This window comes from Promicromonospora umidemergens, from assembly GCF_024171995.1.
Classification (GTDB): Bacteria; Actinomycetota; Actinomycetes; order Actinomycetales; family Cellulomonadaceae; genus Promicromonospora; species Promicromonospora umidemergens.
The window spans coordinates 167,047-179,510 of the sequence record NZ_JAMTCT010000004.1; the positions used below are offsets into that span (position 1 = coordinate 167,047).

Annotated in this window: 10 protein-coding genes; all 10 read right to left on the reverse strand. The window is 71.8% G+C overall.

What is annotated here, in order from left to right:
• Positions 1–23: 23 nt before the first annotated feature.
• Complete coding sequence (locus tag APR04_RS09150) at positions 24–1,352, reverse strand: M16 family metallopeptidase (RefSeq protein WP_253869421.1); 1,329 nt, start codon at positions 1,350–1,352, stop codon at positions 24–26.
• Between the two features lies 1 nt (position 1,353).
• Positions 1,354–3,621 (reverse strand): polyribonucleotide nucleotidyltransferase, encoded by a 2,268-nt coding sequence (locus tag APR04_RS09155; RefSeq protein ID WP_253869422.1) that lies wholly within the window; start codon positions 3,619–3,621, stop codon positions 1,354–1,356.
• A 221-nt stretch (positions 3,622–3,842) separates the two neighbouring features.
• Positions 3,843–4,112: a 30S ribosomal protein S15 gene (gene rpsO / locus APR04_RS09160; protein ID WP_253869423.1), complete on the reverse strand. Its 270-nt coding sequence runs from the start codon at positions 4,110–4,112 to the stop codon at positions 3,843–3,845.
• Between the two features lie 192 nt (positions 4,113–4,304).
• The gene (locus tag APR04_RS09165) at positions 4,305–6,191 is read right to left on the reverse strand and encodes a peroxidase family protein (protein ID WP_253869424.1); all 1,887 of its coding nucleotides are present in this window, start codon (positions 6,189–6,191) and stop codon (positions 4,305–4,307) included.
• A gap of 144 nt (positions 6,192–6,335) precedes the next feature.
• Positions 6,336–7,880 carry a DUF6297 family protein gene (locus APR04_RS09170; protein ID WP_253869425.1) on the reverse strand — a complete coding sequence of 515 codons (1,545 nt, stop codon included), beginning with the start codon at positions 7,878–7,880 and terminating at the stop codon, positions 6,336–6,338.
• On the reverse strand, positions 7,877–8,557 hold the full coding sequence (locus APR04_RS09175; RefSeq protein ID WP_253869426.1) for an ABC transporter ATP-binding protein: 681 nt from the start codon (positions 8,555–8,557) through the stop codon (positions 7,877–7,879). Before APR04_RS09175 ends, APR04_RS09170 begins: the two co-directional genes overlap by 4 nt.
• A 241-nt stretch (positions 8,558–8,798) precedes the next feature.
• Positions 8,799–9,221 (reverse strand): hypothetical protein, encoded by a 423-nt coding sequence (locus tag APR04_RS09180; RefSeq protein WP_253869427.1) that lies wholly within the window; start codon positions 9,219–9,221, stop codon positions 8,799–8,801.
• 403 nt (positions 9,222–9,624) lie between these two features.
• Entirely contained in the window at positions 9,625–10,647 is a 1,023-nt protein-coding gene (locus APR04_RS09185) for a bifunctional riboflavin kinase/FAD synthetase (RefSeq protein ID WP_253869428.1), read from the reverse strand.
• Between the two features lie 149 nt (positions 10,648–10,796).
• Positions 10,797–11,876 carry a tRNA pseudouridine(55) synthase TruB gene (gene truB, locus APR04_RS09190; RefSeq protein WP_253869429.1) on the reverse strand — a complete coding sequence of 360 codons (1,080 nt, stop codon included), beginning with the start codon at positions 11,874–11,876 and terminating at the stop codon, positions 10,797–10,799.
• Positions 11,877–12,012: 136 nt separating this feature from the next.
• A complete protein-coding gene (gene rbfA / locus APR04_RS09195; protein ID WP_253869430.1) occupies positions 12,013–12,450 on the reverse strand; it encodes a 30S ribosome-binding factor RbfA in 438 nt (145 codons plus the stop codon).
• Between the last annotated feature and the right edge of the window lie 14 nt (positions 12,451–12,464).

Below are 12,464 nucleotides of genomic sequence, written 5' to 3' on the forward strand. Positions count from 1 at the left end.
CTTTCGTTGTGGGCAACCAACGGTCAGGGGCCGAAGGGGCCTACGCGGACTATCGACCTCGGGCGCGAGGCCAGGTCTTCCGCAAGGGCCTGGACATCCTTCGCCGTCACCGACTGGATGCGCTCCAGCGACTCCTCGAGCGAGAGCAGGTCGCCGTACACGAGCTCGGCCTTGCCCAGGCGGCTCATCCGCGCGCCGGAGTCCTCCAGCCCGAGCACCGTACCGCCGGAGAGCTGCCCCATCGACCGCTTCAGCTCGGCCTCGGTGATCCCGTCGTGCGCGAGCTTCTCGAGCTCCTCGACGAGCAGGGCGGTGACCTGGTCCACCTTGGCGGCCGCGCAGCCCGCGTACAGCCCGAACGTCCCCAGCCCGCCGTGCGCGGAGGCGAACGAGTACGTCGAGTACGCCAGGCCCCGCTTCTCGCGGATCTCCTGGAAGAGCCGGGACGACATGCCGCCGCCCAGCACCGCGTTCAGCACGGACAGCGCGAAGCGCCGGTCGTCCGTCGCCGCGATGCCCGTCGAGCCCACGATGATGTTGGCCTGCTCGACCTGGCGTGTGATGGTCAGCTCCGCACCGGCCTCCGGCACACCGGCCCGGTCCTCCGTGGAGACCCGGCGGTCGCACGGTACGGCGGCGGCGTCGAGGTCCCACCCTCCGTCGGTCAGCACCTGCGTGACCTGCTGCACGAGCTTGTCGTGGTCGATCCCGCCCGCAGCCGTGACCACGAGGGTCTCCGGCCGGTAGTTCCAGCGGTAGTGGTCCCAGACGGCGTCCCTCGGGACGGCGTTGATCGTCTCGGGCGTGCCGCCGATCGGGCGGCCCAGCGCATGGTCGCCCAGGACGACGGCGGAGAACTGCTCGTGCGCGACGTCGGTCGGGTCGTCGTCGTCCATCGCGAGCTCTTCGAGGATCACGCCGCGCTCGGTCTCGAGCTCGTCGGCGTCGAGCCGCGCGGAGGTGAGCATGTCGGAGATGACGTCGACCGCCATCGGCAGGTCGGAGTCCAGCACCCGCGCGTAGTAGCAGGTGTGCTCCTTGCCGGTGGCCGCGTTCGCCTCACCGCCGACGGCGTCGAACGCCTCGGCGATGTCCATCGCGGACCGCCGGGCGGTCCCCTTGAAGAGCAGGTGCTCCAAGAAGTGCGTCGAGCCGAAGTGGCCGTCGGTCTCGTCCCGTGAGCCGACGCCGATCCATGCACCCATCGTCGCCGAGCGCTGGCCCGGCATGTGCTCGCTGAGTACACGGACACCGCCGGGCAGGACGGAGCGACGAATGGTCGCCCCGTCCTGCCCGACGGTCAGCTCGGCACCGGGCTCGCCCGCAGGGACGAGCGGCAGGTGCCAGGTCATGTCAGACGTCCAGGTCAGCCGACACGGGTGCGGTGTCGTCCACCTTCGCGGAGTCGGCCGCAGCCGACTCGTCCTCGTCGGTGACGGCGACCAGCGACAGCTTGCCGCGCGGGTCGATCTCACCGATCTCGACCTGGACCTTCTGGCCGATGGACAGCACGTCGTCCACGTTCTCGACACGCTTGCCGCCGACGAGCTTGCGGATCTGGCTGATGTGCAGCAGGCCGTCCTTGCCGGGCGACAGCGAGATGAAGGCGCCGAACGACGTCGTCTTGACGACCGTTCCGACGAACCGCTCGCCCACCTCGGGCACGTGCGGGTTGGCGATCGCGTTGATCGCCGCGCGGGCGGCCTCGGCCGACGGGCCGTCGGTGGCACCGATGTAGACGGTGCCGTCGTCCTCGATGGAGATGTCCGCGCCCGTCTCCTCCTGGATCTGGTTGATCATCTTGCCCTTCGGGCCGATGACCTCGCCGATCTTGTCGACGGGGACCTTCACCGTGATGACGCGCGGGGCGTTCGGGGACATCTCGTCGGGCGTGTCGATCGCCTCGTCGAGCACCTCGAGGATCGTCAGGCGGGCGTCACGGGCCTGGCCGAGCGCAGCACCGAGCACCGAGGCGGGGATGCCGTCGAGCTTGGTGTCGAGCTGGATGGCGGTGATGAACTCCTTGGTACCGGCGACCTTGAAGTCCATGTCGCCGAACGCGTCCTCGGCGCCCAGGATGTCGGTCATCGCGGCGTAGCGGGTCTCGCCGTCCACGCTGTCGGACACGAGGCCCATCGCGATGCCCGCGACCGGGGCGCGCAGCGGCACACCGGCGTTCAGCAGCGACAGCGTGCTCGCGCAGACGGAGCCCATCGACGTCGAACCGTTGGAGCCGAGAGCCTCGGACACCTGACGGATCGCGTACGGGAACTCCTCGCGGCTCGGCAGGACCGGCACCAGGGCACGCTCGGCGAGCGCACCGTGGCCGATCTCGCGGCGCTTCGGGCTGCCCACGCGACCGGTCTCACCGGTCGAGTACGGCGGGAAGTTGTAGTTGTGCATGTAGCGCTTGCGCGTCACCGGACCGAGCGAGTCGATCGTCTGCTCCAGCCGGAGCATGTTCAGCGTGGTGACACCCATGATCTGGGTCTCGCCGCGCTCGAAGATCGCCGAACCGTGCACGCGGGGCAGCACCTCGACCTCGGCCGAGAGGGTGCGGATGTCCGCGAGGCCACGACCGTCGATGCGGACACCGTCGGTCAGGACGCGCTGGCGCACGAGCTGCTTCTGCAGCGAGCGGAACGCCGCCGACAGCTCCTTCTCGCGGCCCTCGAACTGGGCGTCGAGCTGCTCGTGCACGGCAGCCTTGATCTCGTCGAGCTTGTTCTCGCGGTCCTGCTTGTCCGCGATGGTCAGCGCCTCGCGCGTCGGCGCGGAGACCGCGGCCTCGACGGCGGCGTAGCTGTCGTCCTGGTAGTCCGGGAAGAGCTTGAACTCCTGCGTCTCCTTGGCGGACTGCGCGGCGAGCTGCGCCTGCGCCTCGCACAGGGCCTTGATGAACGGCTTGGCCGCCTCGATGCCCTCTGCGACGACCTCTTCGGTCGGCGGTGCGACGCCGTCGTTCTTGATGAGCGTCCACGCGTTGTCGGTGGCCTCGGCCTCGATCATGGCGATAGCCACATCGGTCGAGCCGTCGGCAGCCGTCACGGTGCGCCCGGCGACGACCATGTCGAAGACCGCGCGCTCCTTGTCGGAGTACTTGGGGAACGCGACCCACTGGCCGTCGACCAGTGCGATGCGGACCGCACCGATCGGGCCGTCGAACGGCAGGCCGGAGATCTGGGTCGACGCCGACGCGGCGTTGATCGCCAGCGTGTCGTACGCGTCGTCGGGGTGCAGCGCCATGACGGTCAGGACGACCTGGACCTCGTTGCGCAGGCCCTTGACGAACAGGGGGCGCAGCGGGCGGTCGGTCAGGCGGCAGGTCAGGATCGCGTCGGTCGACGGGCGGCCCTCGCGACGGAAGAACGAGCCGGGGATACGACCGGCGGCGTACATCCGCTCCTCGACGTCCACCGTCAGGGGGAAGAAGTCGAACTGGTCCTTGGGGTGCTTGCCGGCCGTCGTGGTCGACAGCAGCATGGTCTCGCCGTCGAGGTACGCGGCGACAGCGCCACCGGCCTGCTTGGCGAGGCGTCCGGTCTCGAACCGGACGGTACGGGTGCCGAAGCGACCGTTGTCGATGACGGCCTCGGCGAACTGGATCTCGGGACCCTCCACGGGTGCCCTCCTTCTGTTGGGGTGTTCTGTTGGAACGCCCCGTGCCCGACGGTCATCGATCGAGGCCTACCGAACCACCGCTCGCCGGAGGCGAGGGGTTCGGGAAGCCACTACCGAAGACCGGACGAGGTCACGGGCGGCGCGTTGTTGTCGTACTACAGCATCTATCTCACCAGACCAGCCCGGCCCCCGCAGCGGGGGCCGGGCTGGTGGGCGTCATGTCAGCGGCGCAGGCCGAGCTTGTCGACGAGGGCGCGGTAGCGCGCGATGTCGATCCCCTTGAGGTAACCCTGGAGACGACGGCGCTGGCCCACGAGGAGCAGCAGACCACGACGGCTGTGGTGGTCGTGCTTGTGCTCCTTGAGGTGCTCGGTGAGGTCCTTGATGCGCTGCGTGAGGAGCGCGATCTGCACCTCCGGTGAGCCCGAGTCGCCCGGCTTGGTCCCGTACTCGGAAATGATCTGCTGCTTCGTGGCAGTGTCGAGCGGCATGGCTCTCCTTCAGTGTCGTTGCGCGGTGCTCCGGGACTTGTTCACCGGGCGCTCTCGATCCGCGGCCGTTCAGACGGCAATACCACATTACCAGTGTTGAGGCGCTCTGCCCGACGACGAAAGGGGCCGGTCACCTATGGCCCTGGTCTCCGGTCCGGCCAGACCGGAGTCCAGCTCTCCGCCACCCGCCCCTCACGCCCCGTCGTGGCCCGCGTAGCTCCCGCCGTCGCGCCGGAAGACCGGCGCCCCTGCGTCGTCGTGCGCGACGGGGAGGACACCCGCGAACGCCAGCAGGTCGGAGACCGTCGTGACGAGGCGCCGGTCGTCGAACCGGACGCCGTACGCCGGGGTCCAGCCGGGACGAGGGCGACGCAGGTACGACTCGTCGTCCAGCTCCAGCAGGTAGACGAACGTCTCCACGAGGATGCGGCTGCCGACCTCACCCAGGAAGTTGCCGTTGCCCTGGACCTCTGCCTCCTTGAGCACGTAGTACCACAGCGGCGTGCCGTCGAGGCCGTCGAGCGCGGCGACCAGCTCGGGTGACGCGTTCCGCCGCAGCTGCTCCGGGCTGAGCGGACGCACCCCGAGCTCGGCCGCGGCCGCCTCGCCCGTCGGGATCGCCAGCATGTACCCACGCAGCAGGTTGCGTTGCGCCAGCTGCTTCAGCAGCGCCTTCACCGGCCCCGAAGCGCCGGTGCCCTCGTTCAGCATGTCCCCGAGGCCGTCGGCAAGGAACGGGTCGATCTTGCGAGCCATGCGGAACGCCGCCGGGTCGCCCTTGTCCGTCAGTCGTGTCCAGTCGACCGGCCAGTTCGACGGCAGCGCGGGCAGCGGGCTCGCGGGGTCCGGTGACAGCCCGCCGCTGCCCGTGAACCGGAACAGCTGGTCGAGCGATGCGACGCCGCCGGGACCGTTCCGCGTGAAGTTCACGTTAAAGTCGTACGTACCCCGCACCATCGAGTGCCCGAACCGGAACGCCGCCACCGCGAACTCCAGCGGCATCGCCACGCGCCGGGTGGGCCGGAACAGCGTCGGCCCGGTGGCCAGCACCGCGTCCAGCACACCGGGCTTGGTGAGGGTGCGCAGGTAGTCGTGGACCACCAGCCACTGGTAGTGGAACCGGACGAGCTGCTGCGCCCTGTCGAACAGGTCGCGCTGGGTGATCGCCGCCCACGGCTCGTGCCGCGCGACCCAGTCGACGGTCGCGTTGTGGAACCGGATCAGCGCCACGTGGAACTGCGCGAGGACCAGGTTCTCGTCGTTGCGGCCGTCCGGGATCAGCGGCATGCGCTCGCTGCCCGGCTCGGTGCTGCGCGGCAGGTCGCGCTGCGGGTCGTCGCCGGGCGCCACGACCTCGAACCCGGGTATGGCATCGGTGGAGATCCTGCCGAGCCGCAGCTTGGCCGAGCCCGGCACGTACGCCGCCTCGCTCCGGGTGGCACCGCGGTCCGGCTCGCCCTCGAACCGCGGCCCGGAGCCGTACAGGCTGTCGAGGTCGAGCAGCGGGTTGCGCCCGTTGTGCAGGCTGCGCACGACGGTGCGCGGGCCGAACGTGCGGAACGGGTTGCTGACGATGTCCCCGAGCGCCCGGTCGCCGCCCGGGCCGGCACCGTCGTCGGGGCCGTTCGTGTTGAGCGTGATGTCGTGGTCGATGAACTGGCCCCAGTACGTGTAGACCGACGGGATGGTCGAGTCACGTCCGGCCGGCGCGGCCGCAGGCTCGATCAGGGCGGAGCCGAGCCGGGTGAGGGCATCCTTGGTCTCGTCGAGACGGTGGCCGCCGGGCAGGTGCGCGTGCGGAAAGCGCCCGGCCGAACCACTGAGCAGGTAGTCGAACGCCGTCGTCGCGTCGAACCGGTGCTCACGCAGGTCGCGGCGCACCGCCGCCTCGGTGCGGGGCAGGAGCGTCGCCGTGCTGCGCTGCGGCGCGGCCGGGTCGGCGCCGATCGAGGGCACGAACACCCCGCCGTGCCCGATGCGCCACACCGTGCGGCCGGCCGGCGTCTGCGCCAGGTCGACCTCCTCGTGCGGCGCGCGGTTCGGGTCGCCCTGGGGCGGCGCCTGCGTGGTCTGGACCATGGTCTCTCCTTCGCTGGGGTGAAGGTCTTTCACCACTGAGAGAGCCGCGGGACCGGCGCCGGTGACCGATTCGGCCAGGGCCGAATCATCCCGCCCGGCTTGTCGGAGCCACAGGCCACCCGGGCGACCTGTGGCTCTGACGAGTCAGTCGGTGCGCTTGACGTGCACCGCCCACAGCACCGCCCCGACCGCGAACGCCGCCTGCAGCGCGACCATCGACGGCGGCACCGTCCCGGAGACCACCACCCACGCCAGCGGGAGCGTGCCGAGCACCGCCAGGTCCAGGCCCTTGAGCTGGTGCAGCACAAGTCCCGTCGGCACACCACCCGCCGGCGTCGCGATCATCGGGACGTCCCACGGCACCGGCCCGCGGTAGGCGGTCCGCACAGCGGCGGCCCCGAGCACGACGGCGGCGAGGCCACCCAGCACGAGCCACTGCCCGCCCCCGACCCCCGCTGCGACGGCCAGCAGGACGACCGCGGAGGTCAGCACCGGCCACGCCGTACGAACGGCCCTGGTGGCACGTGCCCCCAGCGGCACAAGGGAGTCCAGGCGAGGGTTCTCCCCCGCCGACCGGGGGCCCACCGCACCGGCGATCGCACCCGCGTACCCGGCGAGGGCGAGCACCGCCCACAGCCCGATCCCGTCGGCCAGCGCGGGCACCTGCACGACGAATGCCCCGGTCGCGGCGAGAGCGACCAGCCCGGCGAGCGCGGAGGGCGAGCGAGCCAGGAGCGTGGCGTCCGCTGCGAGCAGCGCGCCGGCCGGGCCCCGCGCCGTGCCGGGGATCCAGGGCAGCACGCGGGACGCCGTCTGGCCCGCACCGAGTGCCCGGCTCATGCCGCCGCTGTCGAGCGAGAGCAGGGCTGCCGAGACCTGCATCGCCGCGGACGCGCGGGCCCTCAGCTCACCGGCCCGGAGGCGGTCCAGGCGGGTCGCCCAGAAGGCGAGCGCAGCGCCCCCGACCACGACCAGCCCGGCGGGCACGGGCCACGGCACGGCCCAGGCGGTCCATTCCGGCGCCCAGAGGGCCACCCCGAGCCCGGCCAGCGGCACCGCGGCGAGCAGGAGGTTGAGCACCCGCCCCGGCATGCTGCCCGACGCCGCACCGGTCACCTGCAGCACGCCGGTCCCTGCGACGACAAGGAGCCCGAGGGCCCCGCCGAGTGCCGCGTCGACGAGGATCCCGGCGAGGCCGACGCCCACGAACGCCGCGGGCAGGCCGCCGACGACGAGGCCCGCGCCGATCCCGATGAGCACCGTGCGTACCACCGACGGCGAGGTCAGCCCGGCCCGGTCGGCCGGGGTGGGCACCCACCAGCGCACCCCGGCGGCGGGCAGGCCGGCCGGCCCGAGCCGTAGGGCGAGCACGGTGCCCGCGATGGCCGCCAGCGCGAGGACCAGCGCCTGGACCAGGCCGGGCCCGAGGCCGAACCGGGTGGCGTCGGACTCGAGCAGCTCCCGCACGGGGGCGCCGAACCCCCACACGTACAGCGCGGCGAGCGCGAGCGAGACCACCACCTCGCCGACGTCCATGGCGACCCGGCCCGCCTCGGCGGGCAGGTTGTGGGCGCGCACGCGCGCGGTCAGGCGGCGCAGCTCGGCGCCGGTGAGGCGCTCGTCCTCGTCTCCGACGGGCCGTGGGAGCACCGGATGGTCCGCGGCGGTGCCCGGCTGCTCGCCCGTCACCGGAAACCCGCCAGCACGCCCGGCGCCTCGTCCGGGGGCAGCATGACGGCGCCGTCGTCGGACAGGAGCAGGGCGCTCGCGCCGGTCCCGGCCAGGAGCCGGTCGTCGTGCGTGGCGAACAGGACCGCCGTGCCTGCGTCGGCCTCGGCCCGCAGCAGGCCGGCGAGGCGGGCGCGCATGGCGGTGTCGAGGCGCTGCTCCGGCTCGTCGAGCACGAGCAGGTCCCGGGGCCGCACCAGGGCGCTGGCCAGCAGGAACCGGCGGCGCTGCCCGGACGAGAGGGTGTGCGGCATGGCGCCGCCGTGCCCGGTGATGCCCACGTGGTCGAGCACCTGGTCGGTGACGACGCCGGCGTCGGGAACGCCGTGGCCGCGCGCGGTGAGCACGAGGTGCTCCCGGACGGTCACGCCGGGGAAGAACGCGTCGTCGTCCAGCACGCCGGCGACGCGGGCGCGGAAGTGCCGCTCGCGCTCGTCCACGACGCGGCCGAAGGCGCTGACCGTCCCGGACAGCGGCTCCTGCAGGCCGAGCACGGTGCGCAGCAGGGTGGACTTGCCGGTGCCGTTGGTGCCGATCACGGCGACGACGTCGCCAGGGGCCAGAGTGAGCGAGACCGGCGGGCAGACGGCGTGGCCGCCGTACCCGACGAGCAGGTCGGACAGTTCGAGGGACGTCATGCCCACCTCAACGCGCGAGACCCGGAAACGTCTCCCCGCACTCGGACTAGAGCGTTTAACTAAGATCGGATCTTACTGAGATCAGATCTTAGTTTGATGGAACGCTCACGGCCGCGATGTCGTCCGATCCGCTGTAGCAGCGGAGCATGGCGCTGGTTCAGCCCTCAGACCGGCTGCAGCCCCGACCAAGCGCTCACCCCCTGCCATCCCCGCCGCGTGGCTCCGTGCGTGGCTTGAAAGTTCACGGAGGGCACTCCTCCTCGGGCATCTCGGGACCGCACATGCCCATGTCCCACTCGGACTGCAGGATGAGCTCCTCCCCGTCCGGCGTCCGGTAGTGGAAGCGGAGGTCACGCACCAGCACTCCACCACCGTCCGTGCTGAGAGTGACGTAAAACTCGTCGACCGGGTCTGTGCGATGGCCGAACCGGGCGCACGGGATGGTCGCCTCGTATCCCACGATGTCCTCGCGGACCTCGAGCATCCCGATGTCCCCCCACGACTCAGGAGACACCGGCTCCGCAGGCGTCCCGATGATGCCCGGGGACGGGGCGAACGTCGCCCCGTCGAAGGTCACGACGTAGGTCTCGACCGACGTCGGTTCGAGCCCGGAGTCGGCCCTCCACGTCACGTCCGTGACCGTCAGTGGTTCTTCACCGGTCATGACGCACGGTGTGAACTGCCCGAACGACGCCGTCCATGGGTCACCGGTGCGGACACCGTCCGGGACCGCAAGGTTGTTACCCCCGCCCCCCCCACCAGCACCCGCAGCGGGTGCTCTCGGTCGTCCCTGTGCACCACTGGCTCGCCCGGCCCGCAGCCGGCGAGCACGATCACGGCGGCACCGACCGCCGCAACCACCCGTGCTGCACCCGGCCTCCCGCTGGCTGTCACACTCAGCCACGTCACCACACGCGTCCCTGTCCCCTGTTTGACGGCGCGGACCACCCCACGCCCGCCCGTCCTGTATGCCCGTATCTGGGCGATCCATAGTCAAGCATGCGTGCACCACCGTGCACAGGACGAAGATCGGCGGTCGTCCGACCGCCCACCGTCCTCGCCGAGCACTACGCCCGCAGGATCTTCCGGGCGCGCGCGACGTCGTCGTTCATCTGGACGACGAGCGGCTCGATGCCGTCGAACCGGAGCGTGGGTCGCAGGTGGGCCACGAACTCGAGCGCGACCGTCTGGTCGTACAGGTCGAGGTCGGTGCGGTCCAGCACGTACGCCTCGACGCGTCGCTCGACGCCGTTGAACGTCGGGTTGGTGCCGACGGAGATCGCGGCGGGCAGGATCTCCTCCTGTCCCATCCCGGCACCCGACACCGCGGCCCGGTCCCCCTCGGGCCCGGCGAGGCTCGCGCAGGTCGCTGCCACGCCCCGGCGCAGCCAGCCCGCGTAGACGCCGTCGGCAGGGACGAGCCCGGTGATGTCGCCGAGGTTGGCGGTCGGGAAGCCCAGCTCGCGACCCCTTGCGTCGCCGTGCACCACGGTGCCGCGCACGAGGTGCGGGCGGCCGAGCACGTCGGCGGCCTGGTCGACGTCGCCCTCCGCGAGCAGCGCGCGCACCGCCGTCGACGACCACCGATGGTGCCCGTCGCCCTCGGGCTGCGGGAAGTCGCCGACGTCGTCGATGGCGACCACCTCGAACCCGTGCTGACCACCGAGCTCCACCATCGTGTCCAGCGTGCCGGCGTTCTGCTTGCCGAAGCGCACGTCGTGCCCCACGACCACCGTGCGGGCGCCCAGGCCGTCCACGAGGTACCGGGCGACGAACTCCTCCGGCGTCTGGGCGGCGAAGTCGAGGGTGTACCCGACCAGCAACGTCGCGTCGAGACCCGTGCGCTCCATGAGCGCCAGCCGGTCCTCGAGCCCGGTGATCAGCTCAGGGGCCGAATCCGGCCGGTGCACCGCCGCCGGGTGCGGGTGGAACGTCACGGCGACGGCCCTGGCCGACTCCCCGCGGGCGAGCCGGAGGATTCGGTCGAGCACCGCCTGATGGCCGCGGTGGACGCCGTCGAAGTTGCCGATCGTCACCACTGACGGCCCGAATCCCGGGGGAACCTGTTCCAGGTCCGTCCACAGCTGCACGCGGGTTGCTCCTCATGAATCGGGTGGCGCTGGTGCGGGGCCGCTCACACGACCTCCCGCACCGATCCCCAAAAGCCTACGGCGTGTTTCAGCAGTCGTGTGCCCGGTGAAACACCGCACCGGTCGCAAGCGGATCGCCGGCCGGTGGCTCAGCTCGCCGGAGCGAGCACCAGCACCGGCTTGGCGACGTTCTCGCCCCGCCGGCGGGTGTCCTCCAGCAGCGCCACCAGCACGCCCGACGGCGACAGCGCCGCCAGCACCTCGGGGCGGCCGGACGGCTGCACCCACTGGCCGTAGCCGAGAGCGCGCACCTCGTCGTCGTCGAGCTCGCGCACCGGGAACGTGGCCCGGGCGGCCTCGGCCAGCGGGAGCGTGGCCAGCGTGCCGTCGGCGTCGGCCTGTTCCTCCAGCTGTTCCAGCGTCCTGGCGCCGGCCAGCTCGTAGCCGCCCACGCGGGTCCGGCGCAGCATCGTCAGGTGGCCACCGGTGCCGAGCGCGGCACCCAGGTCACGCGCCAGGGCGCGCACGTAGGTGCCGGAGGAGACGGTCACGCGCACGTCGACGTCGACCACCGGCACGTCGCGCGTCGGGCCGTCGCCCGGTTCCCCGGCGGTCGGCGCCACGCCCGGCCGCGCGTCGGGATCCCGGTCGGCGGGGTCGTCCACGTAGACGTCACCCGGGTCGCCGTCGGGAACGGCCGCCGTGGCCGTGCGGACGTCCAGGACGCCGAACCGGGACACGGTGACGGGCCGCGCCTGGAGCACGACCTCCTGACCCGCCCGGACCAGCGCGTACGCGCGCCTGCCGTCCACCTTGATCGCGGACACCTTCGTCGGGACCTGCTGGATGTCGCCCGTGAGATCGGCGATCGCGGCGTCCAGCGCCGCGCGGTCCACCCGTTCGACGGCGCCCGGGTCCCCCAGCGCGGCGACGGCGCCCTCCGCGTCGTCCGTGGTGGTCGCCACCCCCAGCCGGATCGTGGCGTCATAGTCCTTGTCGGCGCCCACCACGTAGGTGAGCAGCCGGGTCGCCTTGCCGATGCCCAGCACGAGCACGCCCGTCGCCATGGGGTCCAGCGTCCCGGCGTGGCCGACCTTCCGTGTCCCGGCGAGCCGTCGCATCCGCCCGACGACGTCGTGGCTGGTCCAGCCCTGCGGCTTGTCGACGACGACGAACCCGTCGGCGGCCGTGGGGCGGCGCACCGGCGCCTGCGGAGTGGGGGAAATCATGGGTACCAGTATCTCGTGACTCAGGGGTGCCGCGCGGTGTCCGGGGACGACGACGCCGCCTGGCCCGACCGGAGCGTGAACGTCCCGGTGAGGCAGCAGGCGGCGGCGATGTCACGCGCGAGCGTGAGGTCGGAGGTCACTCGACCTCGTCGTCCTCGCGCGGCTTCTTGTAGGGGTCCTCGTCGCCCGCGTACCGGGCACCGGCACGCAGCGCCTCGAGCTCGGCGTCGCGCTTGCGAGCCTCGATCAGGGCGGCGTCGAGGTTGGCGGCGGTGTCGGGCACGGAGTCGAGGTGGAACTCGACGGTGGGCGTCAGGCGGATGCCCGTCTGCTTGCCCACCTCCGAGCGGATCAGGCCCGTGGCGCTCTTCAGCGCCGCAGCCGTTCCCTCGCGGTCCTCGTCCGAGCCGTAGACCGTGTAGAACACCGAGGCGTTCTGCAGGTCTCCCGTCACCCGGACGTCCGTGATCGTCACGAAGCCGAGCCGCGGGTCCTTGATCTTCGTGTCGATCATCTGCGCGACGATCACCTTGATGCGGTCGGCGAGCTTGCGAGACCGTGGATTATCGACCATGAACCAATCCTTTC

Coding starts and splice junctions, on each gene's coding strand:
- APR04_RS09150 (WP_253869421.1), bottom strand. CDS start 1,352: ATGACCTGGCACCTGCCGCTCGTCCCTGCGGGCGAGCCCGGTGCCGAG.
- rpsO (WP_253869423.1), bottom strand. CDS start 4,112: ATGCCGCTCGACACTGCCACGAAGCAGCAGATCATTTCCGAGTACGGG.
- APR04_RS09165 (WP_253869424.1), bottom strand. CDS start 6,191: ATGGTCCAGACCACGCAGGCGCCGCCCCAGGGCGACCCGAACCGCGCG.
- APR04_RS09175 (WP_253869426.1), bottom strand. CDS start 8,557: ATGACGTCCCTCGAACTGTCCGACCTGCTCGTCGGGTACGGCGGCCAC.
- APR04_RS09180 (WP_253869427.1), bottom strand. CDS start 9,221: ATGACCGGTGAAGAACCACTGACGGTCACGGACGTGACGTGGAGGGCC.
- truB (WP_253869429.1), bottom strand. CDS start 11,876: ATGATTTCCCCCACTCCGCAGGCGCCGGTGCGCCGCCCCACGGCCGCC.
- rbfA (WP_253869430.1), bottom strand. CDS start 12,450: ATGGTCGATAATCCACGGTCTCGCAAGCTCGCCGACCGCATCAAGGTG.